Here is an 18,855-nt window from a genome sequence, read left to right on the forward strand (position 1 = left end):
AACAAGCCCAATACTTGATCGCGAGTGTCTCATTTTAATTTACGCAATTCTTTAAGCTGATCGTCAATACGACGCAAAACACCATTAATAAATCGATAGCCATCTTCGCTGCTGTAGCGCTTGGCTAGTTCTACCGCCTCATCGATCGCAACCTTGCTAGCCACACTCATAAACATCATCTCCGCAGTAGCAATCCGCAAAATATCTTTATCTACTTGAGCAAGGCGATCGATTTGCCAATTAACTAGAGCGCTACTAATCATTTCATCGATCTCAGTGCGCTTGCCATTCACAGTTTTGAGGATATCGATCGCATAGTTACGCACTTCGGCACGTTGTGCCAATACCAACGTAACGGGAAATTCTAAAGCTGCACCAATATTATTAATCGCGTTTTTTGTTAATTCGATCGCTTCACGCACCATGCCTTCAACAGCTTGGATATCTTGACGAACGTCACCAGTGCGGGTTTCGCTAGCAGATACACGCTCTTGCCCACGCTGTAGCTCAGCGCTGGCGGTTTGTAATAGCTCTTTGGTCTCATCGTGCAGCGATCGTACAACTGCCGTAACAATGTCATCTAAAGTTTTCGTTTCTAGTTTTTGAGGTTGACTAGGTAATTGGTTGATGCTAAAGAGTGCGAGTTCGCGGGCGATGTGACGGGGTTGCATAGGAGGAGATAAAATTAAGCCAATTGAACATCGTATCATTCTCTTTGCACAATCATTAAATTGGTAAGCTATGGCGCAACGCTCAACGCCATATCTAAGCAAACTACCAGAACCTAAAAAAAACGTACCGCCCACTGCGCGGGCGGTACGTTTTTTTGGGATTTATAAACAACAACCAACTAAATTTGTAGAAAAATGACTCAGACTTTTACAGCCACACTTCATCATCAAGGGCAAACTTTTACAGTGTCTGTCCCTGAAAATCAATCGATCCTTGATGCTGCGATCGAGCAAGGGCTAGATTTGCCATGTTCTTGCTATGCAGGTGTATGTACGACTTGTGCATCTCAAATTGTCAAAGGTGAAGTCGATCAAAGCCAAGGTATGGGCATTGGCGGCATGGGCGAAGAGCTAGATGCCAAGGGCTATATCCTTTTATGTGTATCGCACCCTAAGTCCGATGTCGAAATCTACACCGACAAAGAGCAAGACGTATATGCGATTCGCTTTGGACATAGCTCCTAAAATTTTTGCAACAAGAGGGCGCAATGCGCCCTCTTGTTGCAAAAATCGATGACTAAAATTAATTGGGAGGATGCCAACCAGCCTGCACCCAGTTTTTCCGCACAATAACAGCCAAATTATTATTTAACCTCAAAGCTCCTATCGTGGCACGACCGCAAGCTGTTATCCCAATAATTTCTATTCCCTCTGGACTCCAATTAAAATGCTCTCTCCATCTCTGGTTCCGAGGATTAAACAAGGGAACTACTTCGCCAGATTCAGGATCTAAACCGACTGTTTGCTTCCATTTGTATTGATTGCATAATTCACAGGCTAAGCATAAGTTGTCTTCTGTGTTCAGCCCACCTACAGCTAGAGGCTGGATATGATCGATTTGCAGTCTGCCTAAAATGTAGTCTTGGTGGCTAAGGCAATATTCACATCGATTTGCAGCTCGTAGTCTAACTCTTTCCCGTACAAGTTCCGAGAGAAAACTCATGGCAATAAAGGGTCTCTCAATCCTCGTCTAACGGCTTCAGCTAGTGCCATTGATTTTTTCAATTGTCCCATTTGGTAAATTGATATTAAAACCAACAATTCATAGCCTTCGGCTTCTGTGAATCCAGTATTTTTGCCCTTAGCTTGTAGTTCTCCCAAACGTTGATTTTGAAATGCATCCATTTTTAAGTTAGCTAATTCTATAATTTCGGGATCTAAAAGATGGGAAATCTCGGTGCGATCGCTAATTTCAGAAAGGTTATTAAAAACAGGCAAAATGATTTCTAGGGTATCTGTTAGAAGCCCTGATAGATCCCGCGCCGTAGCTTTTCCTAGTCGTTGGGCAGATTCGACTAAATTTTCAGGTAAATCAACAGTAATTTGAGTCATCTGTCATGTATTGGTTAATTTAGCTTTACCCAGATTATAGCTTAGGCTTTTTTAGTGATTCTTGGTGTTTAACGAGGCGATCTCATCTCATTGGCAATCAATAAAAAATCGATAAAAGCAATATTAGCAATAGTAAGTTCCTAGAAAAAAGCAGCGCTTTGCGCCGCTTTTTTCTTAGGTGAGGCTGGCAATAAAGAGGCTGCCTATACATGCCATACTGACTCCCCACATTGGCGATCGCAACCAAGGTAAATCGAGAATGTAAAACAAGCTAAATAAAAATCTTGCTGCCAAAAAAGCAAGGACATAAAGAGAAGTTTGATCAGACGCGACATTGCTAACATAGGCGGTAAGCGCTGCTGCTGCGAAGAGTGCGAATACTTCAAAGGAGTTTTGGTGTGCCCATGTGGCCCTTTTAGCATAGTCTGGCAAGCGATCGAACATCGCTCTTGGTGAGTTCATATCATAGCCAATACTCACCCGCCCAAAGGCAACAACTATATATGGCAAATATACAAGCCCCGCCGCGATCGCAATACCATAAAGCAATATCTGTGAAGGAGAAAAAGTCAAATTCATTGTGCGTTTGATCAACCAATCTAAAACCTTTTCTATTTTAGAGCTATAGCAATGCAAGATCCCAAAAGATAAGTGGCGGCGCAATGCGCCACCACTTATCTTTTGGCATATAAGCTAAAGCTTATGCTATAAAACAGCTAGGAAATAGCGACTTTGCGAGGAGTATCCCATGATTGTTACAGAGCGATCGCTGTTAGATAGTCTTCAAGCCTATGTGAATCGCTTTGAAACGCCTAATTCTCGCGAAGATCTCCTTGCGATCGCGAGTTCAATTTTGACATTTCAGCAAAAACAGGGAAGCATTGCGATCGTGCCAAATCAGGCTGAAGCTTTAATCCAGCAGGTCGTCGATAAGTTTAAAGCAGAAACTGGAGCTTCTGTTATTGAAGCAACTACTGATTCGTTGGTTCAAGAAGTAAAGCAATGGCGGCAGTCATTAGAAAATCAGGTTCTCAATACGCTCAATGCCTACGCGCAAAAGGCGCAGCCAGAGAAATTGTTGAATTTATTACCAGACACGATTTTATCTATTCTCCCTTTAGTGGAGAGCACCCAACTGCGTAAGTCAGAGGCCAAGTATTTAATTCAGCAGATAAAATCAAAATTTAATTTGACTAATGCGTTAGCGCAGGTCATTGATCCTAAATCTCTAGCAAATGCTGAGAAATTAGTGCAATTACTAAAGTTTGAAAACCTAGAGCAACTATTGCAAGACTCGCTTTTAGGAAATCAGGATTTAATCAATCACACCCTTGAGAATGTAACCGAATCTCTCGTGGAAAATGAACTCACCAAAATCCTCGGCAGTGATGCAGTAAACCTTGATATTGACCTTGATGCGCAGCAACTTATGATCAAACAGGTAACTCTCAAGCTCAATGTGATGCAGTCTTCTGCTCTACCTTTAAAAAGTAATGAGGAAATCTCTGCACAAATGGATGATGAAATCGAGCGTTTTAAATCCTCCCGACCAATTCCATTTCGTTTATTTTAGCTGAATAATTATTCAAAGTGAGTATTTACAATCTATGACTCAAGTTCAATTTGCGATCCGCCCTGCGACTATTGCTGATACTCCTGCCATTTTTTCGTTAATTGTCGCGCTCGCCGACTATGAAAATCTCTCTGATAAAGTCACAGGTAATATTGAATCCTTACAAAAAGATTTGTTTGGTGCAAAACCTTGTATCGAAGCGATCGTAGCAGAGATAGAACCGAATCAACAGATTGTCGAATTTGCGCTATTTTTTACGAGCTATTCCACTTTCTTAACTCGTCGCGGTATCTATTTAGAAGATCTTTTTGTGCTGTCGGAATATCGCGGTATGGGGCTTGGCAAAGCATTAATTACCAATCTGGCTCAAATTGCTGTAGCGCGAGAATATGGGCGTTTTGAGTGGTCGGTTTTAGATTGGAACGAACCTGCGATCGCATTTTATACTAGCATTGGTGCAGAAATCCTCCCAGATTGGCGCATCTGTCGAGTTAATGGTGATGCATTAGAAAGACTGGCTAATCAATAAAAGCGGCGCTTTGCGCCGCTTTATTTAACAATCGCGATTTGAAATTAATCCATTCGATAAAACTGTCTTACATAGCTTTGCATTAACTAACTGTGCTTCTGAAATATTGGCACTAGTGAGATCGGCTTCAGTAAGATCAGCTTTATCTAAGATGGCGTTGGTAAAGTTGGCTAGCAAAATCTTTGTGTGCTTGAAGTTGACATAGCTGAGATTTGCACCAGTGAGATTGGCGCGGCTCAGATTTGAGAAGGTGATACTTGCGCCTACTAAGTTGGCCCGACTGAGATCGGAGGCAAGTAGATAGGTATAGTCTAAGCTACTAACTGGAAGGTAAGCTCCAGTCAAATCGCAGACTTGACAACTTTTTGTGGTTTGCAATTGGACAACTTGGCTAGGATTTGCAGCCCATGCTGTCAAGGGGAACAAAAACAATATAAGTAGCACGATCGCTAAAAAAATACGGTATTTCATAGTTCAGAATTTTTATCTATACTATAGTGAATAATTAGTGATGTACGGCTTCGCCGCGCATCACTAATTATTCACTGAGAAGGGAGTAACTAATCAATTGTCACAATTACAGGAGTGTGATCGCTGGGTTGAGTGAGCTTCCGAGGCTCAGGATCGATCGCACAGGCTGTAGCTCTTTCATAGAGAGCTTCTGTCAAAAAATGATAATCAATCCGCCAACCACGATTGCGTTGAAAACCTCCAGAACGATAATCCCACCAACTATAGTACCCGCCGTCAGATTCAAACTTCCGAAATATATCTTTAAACCCAAGATTTAAGACTTCGGCAAGAGCCTCACGCTCAATATCTGTGGACATCACTTTGTTTTCGCGACCCTTAGGATCATAAATATCCAGATCGGCGATCGCGACATTAAAGTCGCCACAAATCAACACGTTGGTGTTTTTTGCCAACAATGCTTGCAAATATGATTTTAATAATTTCAGCCAGCGCAACTTGTATTCATATTTCTCGCTGCCCACTTCTGAGCCATTGGGCACATACATATTCACGATTTGGGTATCGCCAAATCTACAGGTGATCAAGCGTTTTTGGTCATCTAGGCTGGGTTCTGAGATGTCGCCTAATACTGAGGCAAAACCAGTTTGTATATCCTCAACAGGCGATCGCGCAATAATTGCTACGCCGTTATAGGATTTCTGACCATAAATGTGAGTCTGGTAGCCTAAATCTGTAAATGGTGTATGCGGAAAGTCAGCATCTACGACTTTTGTTTCTTGTAAACACAACAGATCGACTTCAGGATTTGCTTGTAGCCAATCACAAACATGGGTAATCCTTGTACGTACTGAGTTTACATTCCAAGTTGCGATTTTCATTAAATCTTTATTTCAAAAATAAGTTAAGATAGGCGGCGCTTTGCGCCATCCATCCTATCATTGTCGGCTGGTTTTTCTACTCTCTTGATATGGCACAATGTGAAAAGCCCAATTAGATTTTTGTACATTTTGAGTTTGTCCAGCATGATTTCCCATAATAATATTGCCGAATTAATTAGCGCTGCTTTGCCTAACGCCAAAGTTCAAGTTGAAGATCCTAATCAGGATGGTCAACACTTTTCTGCGATCGTAGTTGCGGAGCAGTTTGAAGGCTTATCGATGATTAAGCAACACAAATTGGTATATGGCGCAATTCAGGAGCATCTCGATACGGGTGCAATCCATGCATTGCAACTAAAAACTTACAGCCTTTCTCAATGGCAAAGTATGCAGGTTCAGGTTAACTAAATTCAGTTCGGAATAATTTCGAGAGGATTCACTATGCGAACCCTCTCGCAGAAATATATTTATCACTATTCTTGTTAGGACATAAAACCCAAAAAGAGAAAGGCGGAGCGAAGCTCCGCCTTTCTCTTTTTGGGTTTTGCCGTTCACAAATTTATACCAATTCACAAAAGTGTTGTTACACTTTTGTGAATTAAAAACCAACCCAGTGAGAGTTTTAAAAGCACAAAATGGCGTAGCCATTTTGTGCTTTTGTATTACAAGGATTTAGCACTAGTTTTAAGTTGCTTCCAAACTGAGACTACGGACTGGAGTTTATTCGGCAGTCCATTTTGAGAAATGTCGTTGTATTGAAACGTCCCTTCTTTACTTGTAAGAGTATAGGTAATGTAATCAGCAGCACCTCTAGGTGCTGGATAGCTGAGATTGTTGTATTTAGCGATTTTATGTTTATACAACACTTTCTCAAACTGTTTTACTTGCTCTAAAGTGACTCTACGAATACTACGTTCAGAATCGTTAATATCACCAATACGCACACGAATTAATGTGCCATTATTGAGTAAAACTGTTTGATAGGTTGCTCCAGTAATGCCACCACTAGAAATCTCCCGAAATACTACATTCTGATCTAAAGGTGGCGGCAACTGATTTTTAGGGATTACTACAGGTTTAATTTTAATGTTTTGGGCATGTTCAATGTTGACCGAATCAGCAAAAGCAGCAGAGTTATGGAACCGATTCAATCCACCAGCTATAGATAGCAAGGTGCTTAACATCAAGGAAGCGAAGATTCTCTTTTGAGTAATATTGATTTTTATATTAGAGAAGTTTTGCATGTTTATCTTGACTACATTAATGATTTTAGTAATCCTATCTAGTTCCTAATCAATAGCAAATCTAGCGATTAGAAACTAGATAGTAATCATTTTGATGACGTTGGATTTTTTGTAATGTTTCCAAGAACATGTCCTCTAGAGAGTAGAAGACAATCCCAAATTTGGCTCGTTTTTAGCAGAAAGTTGCCCCATTCGGGGATTTTCAAATCCTTGCTTTTACAAAAAACTGCTCAGTAGTCACTGCCAAATATGGGAATAACTCATCGGTTAATAGACGATCGCCTTGATAAGTCTCTGGAGGGCGATCGGGATAGAATACAGTGAAAGTTCTGTTAATCGGATCGATAACCCATACTCGTAATATCCCAGCCTTCAAATAATCACCAGCCTTCGCCACAAATTCCTTAAAAGTCTGTCCCTCTGACATAATCTCAATCACTAACTCAGGCGGTATTGGACCCATTTCATTCCCGACATCACTAGGCAATCGTTCTATCGAAATATAGGTCAAATCAGGCACGGGACACCAATCTTGTCCATTGCGTGTTAGCACTATCCCCCATTCAGGATAAACATAACCTTTACCCTCAAACAAATCCCCCAAGTACCGATACAAAACACCCTGAAGGGTAGCATGAAATCTTTTTGGCGACATCTTTCTTATGGCTTGACCGTCGATAAATTCATAATTCTGATCCGACTCAGGGCTTGTCAAAAATTCTGCCAATGTCATTCGCTGTGATGTGACTGTCTCTATCACTGGCGATTGAATCACTGTAGTCATTTTAGTACTCCTTTTTTGCAAAAAAGTTGATGCGTTCCTAATTTATTGAGGATATTCTCGCAATTATGCCAACTGAGCCTCAGCTATATTTTATCAGAAGGTTTGTTTTACAGTTTTTAGACGATCGCCTTTTCGAGTGAGTAAGAAATCAACAAAAAAGCAGCCTGTTTGACAGACTGCTTTTTTGTGAGGCGTAAGCCTCCTCTAGCGAGTAAGGGATACTGATCGTCGCTATCAAATTTCGTAAACACATCGAAAAATCTCCACTATAATCAAAACAATCCAAACACCAGTTCAGGAGACAACCATCATGGTCAGTCAAATCAGCAAACCTGAAATCATCTACCCTGACAGCGATGGTAAGCCAATGGCAGACAATACCAAACAGTTTGAACTCATCGTTGAAATCAAAAAAGGTTTAGATCTACTCTATATCAACGAACCTAACGTCTTCATTGCAGGCGACCTTTTCTGGTATCCCGTTCAAGGACAGTCCAAAATTGTCACTGCCCCTGATGTCATGGCGGTTTTCGGTCGTCCCAAAGGCGAATCGCCAGAGGCGACGCTAAGCGAGCGCGGTTCCTATCGCCAATGGGAAGAAGACAACATCGCCCCTCAAGTCGTCTTTGAGATTCTCTCTCCCAGTAACGATCGCCTTGAAATGAGTAAAAAGCTTCTCTTCTTCGATCGCCACAAGGTTGAAGAATATTATCTCTACGATCCTGAAACCAATCTTCTCGACATCTGGATTCGCACTAGCGAAGGACTAGAACCGATCGCTCAATCCGAAAACTGGATAAGCCCCCGCCTCGGAGTCCGCTTTGACACATCTACAGATCGCCTTCAACTCTACAAACCTGATGGTACAAAATTTTACTCATACATTGAGGTCAATCAATTACTAGAGCAAGAACGCGATCGCGCCAACCAAGTGACTCAAAAACTCGCTGAAGCCCAAGCTTTATTACAGCAATATCGCGATCGCTTCGGTGAATTGCCTAGTGGCTGATAGTTTTAATGGGAATAAATTTTCTCATTGTAATAAAAATTGTAAGTTGTTTTCAAGCGATCGCCTGTTCGAGTGGGTAAGCAATCAACAAAAAAGCAGCCTGTTTGACGGACTGCTTTTTTGTTTAGGCGATCGCCTTAATGTTTAATGTCTTGCCACAGTTACCTGAGAACAAGCCACTAGGCGATCGCTTCCTCTAGTGATTAGGAGATTTAGCGCTGGCAAAAATTTCAAAGATAAGGTCGCTTAATGTTTCTAAATGCTCGCATTCTCTAGCAAGTAAAAGAAAAGAAGAAAACTCCAATACAAAGTAAATCTTGGAGTTCCTAATTAATCTTGGTATCTAGAGCGTAGAGGAATCAATGCATTTTCCCTTGGTAAGAGAAAGGTTAGTTTTCAATCGATTACATTCTATAGAATCCAAATTCAGATTATAAGGCAACTTTGTCAGAACATAAACGAGTATCTAGGCTTAGGAAGGTGATTTAATTCGGGTTTATTGTTTGGCAATCTCTTTGGCTTCCTCGCATTTTTCACCTTTCCAATCCAGATAAACGCCTGGTATATCAAAAGGAGAACCAGAACTCAGACCTTGATCCAGACGTTTGATACAGGTAGCAAGAATTTTAATCCGATCCTGAGCAATACTTAACTGATTGGCATTCCACCAAGCAAATCCAAATAAGCTCAAAAATGTCACAGATCCAATCCCAATGGCTACTCTCAATGTTCTATTATCCATAAGTTCTCAAGATGTTGTTGATGCATAACAAAGATTATTCTTTTCAGTTGTTGAGAGGTTTAATTAACTTAAAACTGTCAACTCATCGCTTTTCGTTCTAGGGTTTTAATTGATCCAGACTCTTAGCGGTTAGGAGATACAGTATGTAAACCTGCTAAAAATTATACATTATACTCATCGATTTCCAATCGATCGCATCCCCTAACAAGTAGGAGAACTAACGCTAACCAAGGGGTATGTGATGTTATGCAACCGTTTCCAATCGATCGCGTCCCCTAGCGAGTAGGAGACTCAAGAGATCAAAATCATGACACTTTCTAACAATGCTGTTTCCAATCGATCGCATCCCCTAGCGAGTAGGAGAAACAACAAGGAGTTTCACGTATTCTGTCCAAAAGTCGTGTTTCCAATCGATCGCGTCCCCTAGCGAGTAGGGGACAGATATCAAGCGCTTTACACTTTCCCTAATGGGAATACGTTTCCAATTGATCGCGTCTCCTAGCGAGTAGGAGACAATTACCTCGGCTTTACTATAAGCGGTACTATTTTATGTTTCCAATCGATCGCTTCCCCTAATAAGTAGGAGACCAAATTTTGCAGCTTTTCAAAATGTGAAGTGCGAGCTATTTCTAATCGATCGCGTCCCCTAGCGAGTAGGAGACACCTTTCTGGAATGCTTCAAAGGAAGAGAAGAAGGTGTTGTTTCCAATCGATCGCGTCCCCTAGCGAGTAGGAGAGTTGATACCAAGAAAGTATCGGCACTGATTGATGAGGCGTTTCCAATCGATCGCATCCCCTAGCGAGTAGGAGAGGACAATTTTCAGGCTCAAGAAGCATGGACATAGATGTTTCCAATCGATCTCATCCCCTAACAAGTAGGAGATTATCGTCCAGACCACTGCGTAATTGTACACACAGCTTTTCCAATCGATCGCGTCCCCTAGCGAGTAGGGGAGCAAAATTGCAGTGCCAGCAAAGATGTGGAAAGTAATGTTTCCAAGCGATCACGTCCCCTAGCGAGTAGGAGAAATCAAAGAAAGGTTGTTAGGTTTCAATTAAGGTAGTTTTGTTTCCAATCGATCGCGTCCCCTAGCGAGTAGGGGAACCTGACACAATGGTACAAGTCATCGTGTTTAAGCCTGAGTTTCCAATTGATCGCTTCCCCTAGCGAGTAGGAGAATGATCTGCCTGAAATCTATTGCTCAGATGTGTCCCAGTTTCCAATTGATCGCTTCCCCTAGCGAGTAGGGGAGACTATTTGCAGGAGTTAATGGCTTCATCAAAAATTTGCTTACTGGGGGTGGATTCCGTTGCCGTGGACAGCTTGGTAAGCTCAATAGATGAATATTTACCCACCAGATAGGTACTCACGCAATCGCATTTAGACTTTGCTTTGTCCTCCTTGAGACCGCCCTTCATGGCACTCTGGGTGCAGGATTTGTCAAAGCTTGTCTTGAAAGAGTCTTTAAAACTCTTTTCATAGGCTTCTTTGCTCTTAGCGCACCCAGCCAGCATCAGCAGCGCCATGCAACAAACAATCAGTGTACCGACTCTCATAAAATCCTCCTCAAAATGACGTAGTGCGTACAACTGTAACCCAGTTTTTCAGTTTCCAATCGATCGCGTCCCCTAACGAGTAGGAGATACTTCACAGACAAGATTAATGAGTCTTGGTTTGATAAGTTTCCAATCGATCGCGTCCCCTAGCGAGTAGGGGATTTCCTGAACGAAACACCTGACTTCATGAAACTGGCGTTTCCAATTGATCGCATCCCCTAGCGAGTAGGAGACCCATTAGCTAGGCTATCTAGCCAGCATGAAGTAAAGTTTCCAATCGATCGCGTCCCCTAGCGAGTAGGAGAGATATTTGAACTCAGTCGCGACTATGCAAGAGCGTGGTTTCCAATCGATCGCGTCCCCTAGCGAGTAGGGGATTATACTTATGTAAGTCCTGCGACTGAGACATATTAGTTTCCAATCAATCGCGTCCCCTAGCGAGTAGGGGATGTAATCAAGCACTTTGATACCCGTCAAGCAGTAGCGTTTCCAATCAATCGCGTCCCCTAGCGAGTAGGAGATTTGTGAACGGAAATACAGGATTTATTACGTTTACTGTTTCGTTTCCAATTGATCGCATCCCCTAGCGAGTAGGAGTTTCATACGTTTGCGGTGATGACATGGGCTACCTAATAGGGTTTTCAATCGATCGCGCCCCCAGCAAGTAGGGGATTTCAGGCTCACGCTTGGGGATTCAAAGCCGAGGACATCTTTCAAATCGATCGTATCCCCTAGCGAGTAGGAGAAGAAGACAGTTACCGCACACAAGCTGAAATCAATATAACGTTTCCAATCGATCGCGTCCCCTAGCGAGTAGGGGATGCACAGTACCTCAAAGGACAGTCCAAAATCCACTCATGTTTCCAATCGATCGCGTCCCCTAGCGAGTAGGGAAATACATTGCACGGTATGTAATCCAGCCGCAGATTGTGTTTCCAATCGATCACGTCACCTAGCGAGTAGGGGAATTGGTGAACGTACCATCACTACAGTCCAGTCTATTGCGTCTCCAATCGATCGCATCCCCTAGCGAGTAGGGGGCAAAGCTTTCCCAGAGCAAACCGCAGGGCTTTATGCGTTTCCAATCGATCGCGTCCCCTAGCGAGTAGGAGAAATCATGTGCCTACGCTGTTACTCACTCTGTCTGTTGGTTTCCAATCGATCGCGTCCCCTAGAGAGTAGGGTACATATGAGGATGAGGAAAATCATCGAGCTTGCTTTCTGTTTCCAATCGATCGCGTCCCCCAGCGAGTAGGGGAATGCATTGAATGTCGGGAGAAAACTGGCGATCGCAAGTTTCCAATCGATCGCGTCCCCTAGCGAGTAGGAGAATTTTGATTCTAGATCTAAAATTTTCAATTCTGAATCGTTTCCAATGGATCGCGTCCCCTAGCGTGTAGGAGACTAATTTTGATACTGCCAAAACTGGCAACAACTCATCAGCTAATAAGAAGCGATCGCCTTAATCACCTCCTCCAAATCCTTATACACCTGTGACATCAAACTAGCAGATTTTAAGGACACAAAAGACTGACCAGCAACTAAATTTAAACAATCAAGTAAAACCTTTGTCCATTGCTCTTGATTACCTTTACCCCAAGCCTCATAAACCTCTTGAGGAGTCATTCCCCTCAACCGATGAAATAACTCGTTGCGTTCATCCGCTAACTGTTCCCAAACAATCGAAATTGGATGACCTGTTAACCGTGAATTCGGTTCAAAAGTAGATTCAAATAGCGTATAGAGAACTCGCCCATACAAACCAAGCCTATTACGGCTTAAATCATCTTTCTGATTTTGATACCTCAGAGCATTTTCAAATCTAGAATCAATAGTACGTTTTGCAATTGGTGAGCCTTCTTTATCACCACGATAACGACTAGAATCATATTCTCGAATTTTACTACCTCTTGGATCAAGCGCAGGATTACCATTACGATCCAATTTAATGAAACTGTAGTGAATATTAGAAGCATGAGTTGCGATCGCCCATTCACAAATCAACCCCTCGATCGCTCTCACACTATGAAAAAGCGCCTCAGTCGGATCGCCATTTTTCATCCTCACCACAGCCAAATAAGCCATCTCATAACCCTTCCACCACCATTCCCTAACTCGGCTAGGTGTCACCAATCCCATCCTGTTCGCAAACTCATCAAACTTAGCCGCACTCCACAACTTCGCCAGTTCGAGCAAATGATCCAACTTCACCTTTAGCACAGAGTCTTCTAAACCCAGACTGTCCACAACACTAGCCACCCCAGCATAATCATCCCTTGCCAGCAAATCCTCTAACTTCTTAAATTGCAAGGTCTCAAAATAGGAGGAACCCTTTAAAAACTTCGTCTTATCTGGATCTAACTCGCTGCTAACCAGAAATTCCACCTTTTTACCAAAGCGAATCAAACAAGTTAGCTGCACCGCCGAAGAAATAGCAGGAGTCCCCGCCTGATGACTCACAATCACGCGATCGCTCTTAGAAATCCACTTGTTTTCTTCCCACCTCGTCAACTCCGCCTTTACTAGCGTCAACGTCGCATCCCAATCATCTAACCCATCCGTCCTCTGTTGCGGCTTCAAAACCGAAAATTCAAGCTTTTCATTAGCAAACTTTTCACCAAACACCTGCGTAAAATAATGCTTCAAAATTGGCTGAAGCGTATATGTATCCTGCCAATAAGGACAAGCAGCATCACCGCGACTATAAGCATCAAAAATCGCCTCCTGATCGGTCAGCAAAACAATAATGCGATCGGGCTTATTCTTTTTATCAGTCTTAAACTCCTGACAAAAGCCATCCAACAAAGGAAAAGTCAAACGATCCCAATATGTCTCAATTGCATCACCATAGACAATTCCTAATACTCTTGCAGACAAAGCCAACAAATCACTATTACTCTCTTCTGTTGGAGCAAATTCATTCTCACAGGGATATAACTGCTCCATTTTTTTAATCCGCAAAGCACCCCAGCCAGTATCATCTGTCAGCTTGACATCACTATTACCCGTCGTCACAATCCAAACTACAGACATCTTGCTTAAGCTCCAAGATTTACAAAAAAACTACAGTCAACCGTAGGATGGGTTAGCGACAGCGTAACCCATCATCTTCATCAACTAGATTCGTTACGTTGCACTAACACATCCTACAAAAATTAAGCCTTCCTACTTATGCCCAACTCTATTCTATTTCTTCCCAAGGCTTGCCCCATAGCTGTTCAAACTGTTGGCGATCAGCAAGAAAATCCAGAAAATTAGTACATTCATCTGAATCGTTAGGAAAAATCGTTAACAGTTCCATATATTGCTTTGTCTTCTTTATAATCTTCTTGGTTGCATCATTAGGATCGGTACTTATTTTCACCACAGGATACATCCGATGCCATAGCCGCCCAATCTGTCCAATCTTCCCCGTCACAGAAGATCCCTTAATCTGTAGTTTATCAATACGCGCTCTAGCATCTTTCTCCTGATAAGGTCTATGCAACCAATGAATCGCTTCAGAACTATCATTGTCATCCGCAAGCTTGCCCCAAACCTGCACATTATCAACGTGCCATGACTCTCGCCAATTATCTGCATAGCTTGTCCCAACTTTTACGCCTTGCAGTTTTAGCCAGATTTTAGCTACACTTTGCAACCGCTTTAAAAAAGAAGAAATATGATCAAGGTCATCAACCTGAACATCACGGAGATAACGCCCTTTCCATTGCCAATGACAACCAATTAACGGCTTCCTGTAGTTAGTCTCTTCGTAATATTCCTCATAAAACAAATGATGATCGGCTCTGCGCCATGACTTCCCGAAACCACCAAAAATCATCGCAAACTGATTCAGATGCAAAATCAGATTTTTTAAAGCCGCCTTATGTTCTTCTGAAATATCTTGCGACAATAGCCAACCGAGTTCGCCTTCTACCTTATAGCTAGGCACTTCCCATTGACCATTACCAAATAATTTCTCATCAAGGCTGGTTGTGACAAAGTTCATCATCAATAAGCCCCATACACCATGCCCTGAAACACCACCAAAAATTCTCTCGACTTCACTCTTTGCTGTCTCTGCATCCGTCAAACCACCAAAAATCCGCAACGCATGACCACGAATCGCCGCCCGAAAAATATTGGGACGAAACTCGCCAGATTCATCTAAACGCTTTGATGCCATCCCCTGTCCTTTCAATAGATGCGGCGGATACAACAACTCACCCTTTAATTGATCGCGATGACCATAACCTGCGGAAACCCGACAACCAATCCCACGACCCATTGCCGCTTCCCAAATTTGCCAGATCTCATCCCACTCAGACTCCTCAAGCTCCTCCGAAGCCGAAATCCCAAACTGAATTGTCGGTTGATAGAGCGAAATCTGGATAAAAGCACTGCTTTTGGCAGTACTACTCATAACTTGGCGTTCTTGCTGTGGGTGAACCAAATCAACCAACCCATCACACCAACTATCGTCTGTAGGATAACCACCATGAAATCGCAAAATCCCTGGGGAGAAGTCTCCTTTAGAAATCTCCTGACCACAATATTTACCAAGGCGATCGCTAAATAACCGCTTGCAAGCCTGACGAAAAGCCCCCTTCATACTCGAACCTGGGTAAAAGGGATAGCCAGACGCACCAATAACAGGACGAATCACGCCATCATCCTGACCTGAATTCGTCACAAATCGCCAACTAATCGTATATTCCTGCGTTTTGACTGGCTCATCAAATATCGGCGCAACAGGATAAGTTTCACTTGTCCACTCTTCACACCAGATCTCAGCATCTTGCGAATCGCCATCCTTTTTGCGCTCTGGATCAAGACGTTGCAACTGACAGCGCCCATTCGTTTGCGCCTGAAACATCATCGGCACTTTTCTATAAGCATCGGGAATATTTGACATTTTTTTAGTCCCTAAAAACTATTTTTTCTTATAGCGCTGAGTCCACCAAACCAGACAGTCACAAAGTTGCGTCAGCACAGCCATCGCCACCCGTTGATCTTGGATGTCTATTTCCCACAGTTTTTCTGCCATAGCTCGGACAGCCTTAGCATCTTCTGCCTTTACAGGATCGTTAGGAATTTTCACTCCTGCTTTTACCATCACCGCCACAAGCTGATTCCATGTCTCGTTCCAATACTTAGCTTTTTTCGGCTCTTTATCTTGCAAGCGCAAATGCTCACCCCAGAAACGCTCTAAGCCATAAGCCACAGCTACACGCATCTTAAAGGCTTGCCCCAAAGAATCTTTGTCACGTTCTTTCGCATCTAGAACCAGCTTCTGAGCAATGCGATCCAAATCATAGGTTTTCCAAGCCATTACTGATACTCTCCTGCAAGTGTGACATTACAACGACCAAAGCCAACCGACTCCAAACCACCAAAATACATATCCTGTGAATCACCATTAACAAAAGGTTTCCAGCCTGACTGCTTCAAAGCGATCGGAAATATTAAAACGCTTCCCTCTGGCAAAGCCTCAACATTAAAAAAGGCTCCTCCATCCACCTTTTTCATATCGTCCATCATCTTGATGCGACTCTGGCGATACAAAGCCATGTCATGCAACATCGCAATATCGTTATCGCCAACCACCACCAAACTCTCAACCGCCAAATCTGCACCAGTAGGAATCCATTTCTGCATTGCTTCGGCTTCGATTTGCTGCTCGATTTCCATAAATCCAAGGTTGAAAAATAGGATTTGTTTAGCAGTACCGCGATCGCTAATTTGACGACCCCGCAGAGTTTTCGCCGATGTGTAAGGTTTTGGAATAACGTCTGTAGATCCCGTAATCAGTTTGTAGCGCTTGAGCAATCTTGGGCAACTAATCCAAACTACAGGCTGTCCGGGACAAAATACAGGCAACCAAACCAGCGAAGCATATTCAAATTTGACGATCGCTTCCGTAGTCCCGCCATCAGGTCTACCCTCTACAGATTCATGTCCGTACCATGTATTCTCTGAACCCTTATCCGTCTCGCGCATATCCGCCCGAAAGCGTCCCCGAATTGAACTCCCTGCAATAATCCCTGTCTGCGTAAATTGATCGCGAAAAATCAAATTGAGATTACCAGACTCCTCACCTGCGGCAGCGCCAACATGCAAAGGCGCAAGGGTTTCAATAATTCCATAGGCTTTTTTGTACATTAATCCTCTCCTTTTTGTTTAATTTTTTGGTCAACTCTAGGCTCAGCTTTAGGTTCGATTTTGATTTCCACAGGTAAACACAAACCACAACCAAACTGCCGCAACGGTAGCCCCTCACCCGATGCAACCCACTCAGGCGGGAATTCCCACCAAGTGAGATCGAGGGGATGTTTGACCACATAAACCGTTCCCGCAGGCACAGCATAGCGACCAATGCTCAGCCTACTGGCGGGTTTATTTTGCGCCTCGCCTTTACCCACGCGATAACGCCAAGGCTCAGGGCGATCAGTCAGCATCTCAGGACGCTTGTTGCTAAAGCGCACATCGTTAGGATAGCGAGTTGATAGATTGTTGCTTCCCCACACCGCAGGCGTAATCAGCGCAAAACTCCGCCCGATTTTTTGCTTCAGTAGTTTGCAGATCGAACTATGCTCTGTAATTGCCTGACTGGTGATTTCGACAATGTGATTTTCACCACCAAAGCGATACCAACCGTCAGGCAGTTTATGCGTCGAGAGATAAACCAAACAGCTATCTTCACGCATCTGCACAGCATTCTCTAAAAACAATCCATCGCGATCGCGCACATGTTTCTCATCATCCTTGAGATAGGGATGCAAAATCGGCATGAATTCCCAAGGAGTTTTGCCAACATCATTCAACTTGCCTTTTTCAGGGCGCTTTAGCTGTGGGGTTTGCTTGTGCCAAGAATTAATACTCTGCCATTGATATTCAGGATCGAGATCAGGATGTTGACGCTCCCATTTGTTATTGGTTAGCGCCCATTCATCAAAATCCTTATTCTTCTCACCCACAATGCGCGATCGCGGAATTGGCACAAAGAAGTTTTCAGGATAATCTGACTCTGCCCAAAATGCTCCAGCCACAGCCAGATTAGTTTTTAGCTCTTGATGATCGGTAAACCTCTGCTCCTGATTCGTTGCCAAAATCAATCCCGAAAGCGTCCCCGCATCAGGTGGAAATTTTGCACCAGAGCGTCCAACTAAGTTTTCAGGAGATAGAAATGCGCCAGCACTGCCATAGAGCAAGCCCAACGGACGAATCACAATTAAGAATTTGAACATAACTGCCACCCTACTTTAATCATGCCATCAATCCATTCGATCATCGATTTGGGATCTTCAGACCCAGTGATTTGTCCGCGTTGTTGAGAGAGCATTTCCTGATTACCTTTACCGAAATACAATCCAAATAAATTAAGCGCGATCGCATCATTAACTGTTTCAGCAGTAGCAGGTGGAATCGCATGACGAGCTTTGAGTTGCGCCAGATCGGTATATAAGTAGTTAAGCAAAATTAATTACATATTTTGAACCAAACTCTCGAAGAACTTTTTCAACATATGAGACTAAACTTTCCCAAGATTCATATGCATTTAGTTCAATCCACTCATATTTCATAAACCGCCATAAAATTTCAATCAAGTTTAACTGGGGACTATAAGGAGGCAACAGAAAAATCTCGACTTGCTGACTTTTCCACTCCTCCAGTTTTTCATTAATCATTTGACTGGTGTGAATAGAGGCTTTATCCATAACAATCACAGTAGGCTTGGTAGATTGGCGAGCAAAGTCATCAATACAAGCGAGAATGACTGCACTGGTGATACTACGTTCAAAAACATAAGCAGATAAGTCATTGTTTCGATTCATCAACCCCACGACATTTAACCGCTTACTACGTTGACTGGGTAGGCTTAAACCCAGTCCTTTCTCTTGCCAAGCATAGGGAATCGGTGGAGTCAAAGAAAAGCCACTTTCATCAAGATATCGCAAATCGATTTTGCCCTGCATTTCCTGTTCAAGCAATTCGGTGAGTTGTTGCTGTTTCTCTCTAT

The 18,855-nt window shown here is 42.9% G+C and carries 23 protein-coding genes and 1 CRISPR repeat array; of the genes, 5 read left to right on the forward strand and 18 right to left on the reverse strand.

Translation table 11 applies throughout. The annotated features are described in order from the left end of the window. Positions 1–29 precede the first annotated feature (29 nt). On the reverse strand, positions 30–671 hold the full coding sequence (gene nusB, locus APA_RS02370) for a transcription antitermination factor NusB (protein ID WP_201320722.1): 642 nt from the start codon (positions 669–671) through the stop codon (positions 30–32). 195 nt (positions 672–866) lie between these two features. Here nusB and APA_RS02375 point away from each other — a divergent pair, with 195 nt between their 5' ends. After that, positions 867–1,196 (forward strand): 2Fe-2S iron-sulfur cluster-binding protein, encoded by a 330-nt coding sequence (locus APA_RS02375; RefSeq protein WP_201320723.1) that lies wholly within the window; start codon positions 867–869, stop codon positions 1,194–1,196. A gap of 58 nt (positions 1,197–1,254) precedes the next feature. On the opposite strand, the gene APA_RS02380 is transcribed toward APA_RS02375, so the two are convergent. From APA_RS02380 to APA_RS02390, 3 genes are all read right to left on the reverse strand, one after another. Continuing rightward, positions 1,255–1,674 carry an HNH endonuclease gene (locus APA_RS02380; protein WP_236579375.1) on the reverse strand — a complete coding sequence of 140 codons (420 nt, stop codon included), beginning with the start codon at positions 1,672–1,674 and terminating at the stop codon, positions 1,255–1,257. Then, positions 1,671–2,063, reverse strand: a complete 393-nt coding sequence (locus APA_RS02385) for a hypothetical protein (protein WP_201320724.1) — start codon at positions 2,061–2,063, stop codon at positions 1,671–1,673. Before APA_RS02385 ends, APA_RS02380 begins: the two co-directional genes overlap by 4 nt. 174 nt (positions 2,064–2,237) lie before the next feature. Next, a complete protein-coding gene (locus tag APA_RS02390) occupies positions 2,238–2,642 on the reverse strand; it encodes an MAPEG family protein (protein WP_201320725.1) in 405 nt (134 codons plus the stop codon). Positions 2,643–2,811: 169 nt separating this feature from the next. Here APA_RS02390 and APA_RS02395 point away from each other — a divergent pair, with 169 nt between their 5' ends. Further along, positions 2,812–3,636: a hypothetical protein gene (locus APA_RS02395; RefSeq protein WP_201320726.1), complete on the forward strand. Its 825-nt coding sequence runs from the start codon at positions 2,812–2,814 to the stop codon at positions 3,634–3,636. A gap of 34 nt (positions 3,637–3,670) precedes the next feature. After that, positions 3,671–4,165, forward strand: coding sequence for a GNAT family N-acetyltransferase (locus tag APA_RS02400; RefSeq protein ID WP_201320727.1), 495 nt, complete (start codon positions 3,671–3,673; stop codon positions 4,163–4,165). Between the two features lie 24 nt (positions 4,166–4,189). Here APA_RS02400 and APA_RS02405 read toward each other — a convergent pair whose 3' ends face one another. Beyond that, on the reverse strand, positions 4,190–4,636 hold the full coding sequence (locus tag APA_RS02405) for a pentapeptide repeat-containing protein (RefSeq protein ID WP_201320728.1): 447 nt from the start codon (positions 4,634–4,636) through the stop codon (positions 4,190–4,192). Positions 4,637–4,725: 89 nt separating this feature from the next. Then, positions 4,726–5,517, reverse strand: a complete 792-nt coding sequence (gene xth / locus APA_RS02410; protein WP_201320729.1) for an exodeoxyribonuclease III — start codon at positions 5,515–5,517, stop codon at positions 4,726–4,728. 144 nt (positions 5,518–5,661) lie between these two features. Here xth and APA_RS02415 point away from each other — a divergent pair, with 144 nt between their 5' ends. After that, positions 5,662–5,925: a BolA family protein gene (locus APA_RS02415; protein ID WP_201320730.1), complete on the forward strand. Its 264-nt coding sequence runs from the start codon at positions 5,662–5,664 to the stop codon at positions 5,923–5,925. 254 nt (positions 5,926–6,179) lie between these two features. Here the strand turns inward: APA_RS02415 and APA_RS02420 are convergent, their stop codons facing one another. The 3 genes from APA_RS02420 to APA_RS25400 all read right to left on the reverse strand — a co-directional run bounded on the left by APA_RS02420 (position 6,180) and on the right by APA_RS25400 (position 7,796). Next, positions 6,180–6,761: a hypothetical protein gene (locus APA_RS02420; protein WP_201320731.1), complete on the reverse strand. Its 582-nt coding sequence runs from the start codon at positions 6,759–6,761 to the stop codon at positions 6,180–6,182. 202 nt (positions 6,762–6,963) lie between these two features. Then, positions 6,964–7,545 carry a Uma2 family endonuclease gene (locus tag APA_RS02425; protein WP_201320732.1) on the reverse strand — a complete coding sequence of 194 codons (582 nt, stop codon included), beginning with the start codon at positions 7,543–7,545 and terminating at the stop codon, positions 6,964–6,966. Between the two features lie 116 nt (positions 7,546–7,661). Beyond that, complete coding sequence (locus APA_RS25400; protein WP_268961854.1) at positions 7,662–7,796, reverse strand: hypothetical protein; 135 nt, start codon at positions 7,794–7,796, stop codon at positions 7,662–7,664. Positions 7,797–7,855: 59 nt separating this feature from the next. Between APA_RS25400 and APA_RS02430 the strand changes: the two genes are divergently transcribed. Further along, positions 7,856–8,554, forward strand: a complete 699-nt coding sequence (locus tag APA_RS02430; RefSeq protein ID WP_201320733.1) for a Uma2 family endonuclease — start codon at positions 7,856–7,858, stop codon at positions 8,552–8,554. 496 nt (positions 8,555–9,050) lie between these two features. Here the strand turns inward: APA_RS02430 and APA_RS02435 are convergent, their stop codons facing one another. The 9 genes from APA_RS02435 to APA_RS02480 form a co-directional block, all read right to left on the reverse strand. Beyond that, positions 9,051–9,296 carry a hypothetical protein gene (locus APA_RS02435; protein WP_201320734.1) on the reverse strand — a complete coding sequence of 82 codons (246 nt, stop codon included), beginning with the start codon at positions 9,294–9,296 and terminating at the stop codon, positions 9,051–9,053. Between the two features lie 1,254 nt (positions 9,297–10,550). Next, positions 10,551–10,853, reverse strand: a complete 303-nt coding sequence (locus APA_RS02445; RefSeq protein ID WP_201320736.1) for a hypothetical protein — start codon at positions 10,851–10,853, stop codon at positions 10,551–10,553. Between the two features lie 51 nt (positions 10,854–10,904). Continuing rightward, positions 10,905–12,254: direct repeats of the CRISPR family, unit length 33 nt; unit sequence GTTTCCAATCGATCGCGTCCCCTAGCGAGTAGG. A 42-nt stretch (positions 12,255–12,296) separates the two neighbouring features. Then, complete coding sequence (locus tag APA_RS02450; RefSeq protein ID WP_201320737.1) at positions 12,297–13,886, reverse strand: hypothetical protein; 1,590 nt, start codon at positions 13,884–13,886, stop codon at positions 12,297–12,299. A gap of 148 nt (positions 13,887–14,034) precedes the next feature. Beyond that, positions 14,035–15,750, reverse strand: coding sequence for an RAMP superfamily protein (locus APA_RS02455; RefSeq protein ID WP_201320738.1), 1,716 nt, complete (start codon positions 15,748–15,750; stop codon positions 14,035–14,037). A gap of 18 nt (positions 15,751–15,768) precedes the next feature. Further along, positions 15,769–16,167: a hypothetical protein gene (locus APA_RS02460; protein ID WP_201320739.1), complete on the reverse strand. Its 399-nt coding sequence runs from the start codon at positions 16,165–16,167 to the stop codon at positions 15,769–15,771. Beyond that, the gene (locus tag APA_RS02465; protein ID WP_201320740.1) at positions 16,167–16,997 is read right to left on the reverse strand and encodes an RAMP superfamily CRISPR-associated protein; all 831 of its coding nucleotides are present in this window, start codon (positions 16,995–16,997) and stop codon (positions 16,167–16,169) included. Before APA_RS02465 ends, APA_RS02460 begins: the two co-directional genes overlap by 1 nt. Continuing rightward, on the reverse strand, positions 16,997–18,082 hold the full coding sequence (locus APA_RS02470) for a type III-B CRISPR module-associated Cmr3 family protein (RefSeq protein WP_201320741.1): 1,086 nt from the start codon (positions 18,080–18,082) through the stop codon (positions 16,997–16,999). Before APA_RS02470 ends, APA_RS02465 begins: the two co-directional genes overlap by 1 nt. After that, the gene (locus tag APA_RS02475) at positions 18,067–18,312 is read right to left on the reverse strand and encodes a hypothetical protein (protein ID WP_201320742.1); all 246 of its coding nucleotides are present in this window, start codon (positions 18,310–18,312) and stop codon (positions 18,067–18,069) included. The genes APA_RS02470 and APA_RS02475 overlap by 16 nt, the downstream gene beginning before the upstream one ends. Next, the coding region (locus tag APA_RS02480; protein ID WP_201320743.1) for an IS630 family transposase at positions 18,305–18,855 on the reverse strand (551 nt) is incomplete at its 5' end. The genes APA_RS02475 and APA_RS02480, both read right to left, overlap by 8 nt.

Origin of the sequence: Pseudanabaena sp. lw0831 (genome assembly GCF_016584665.1) — a bacterium.
Taxonomy (GTDB): domain Bacteria; phylum Cyanobacteriota; class Cyanobacteriia; order Pseudanabaenales; family Pseudanabaenaceae; genus Pseudanabaena.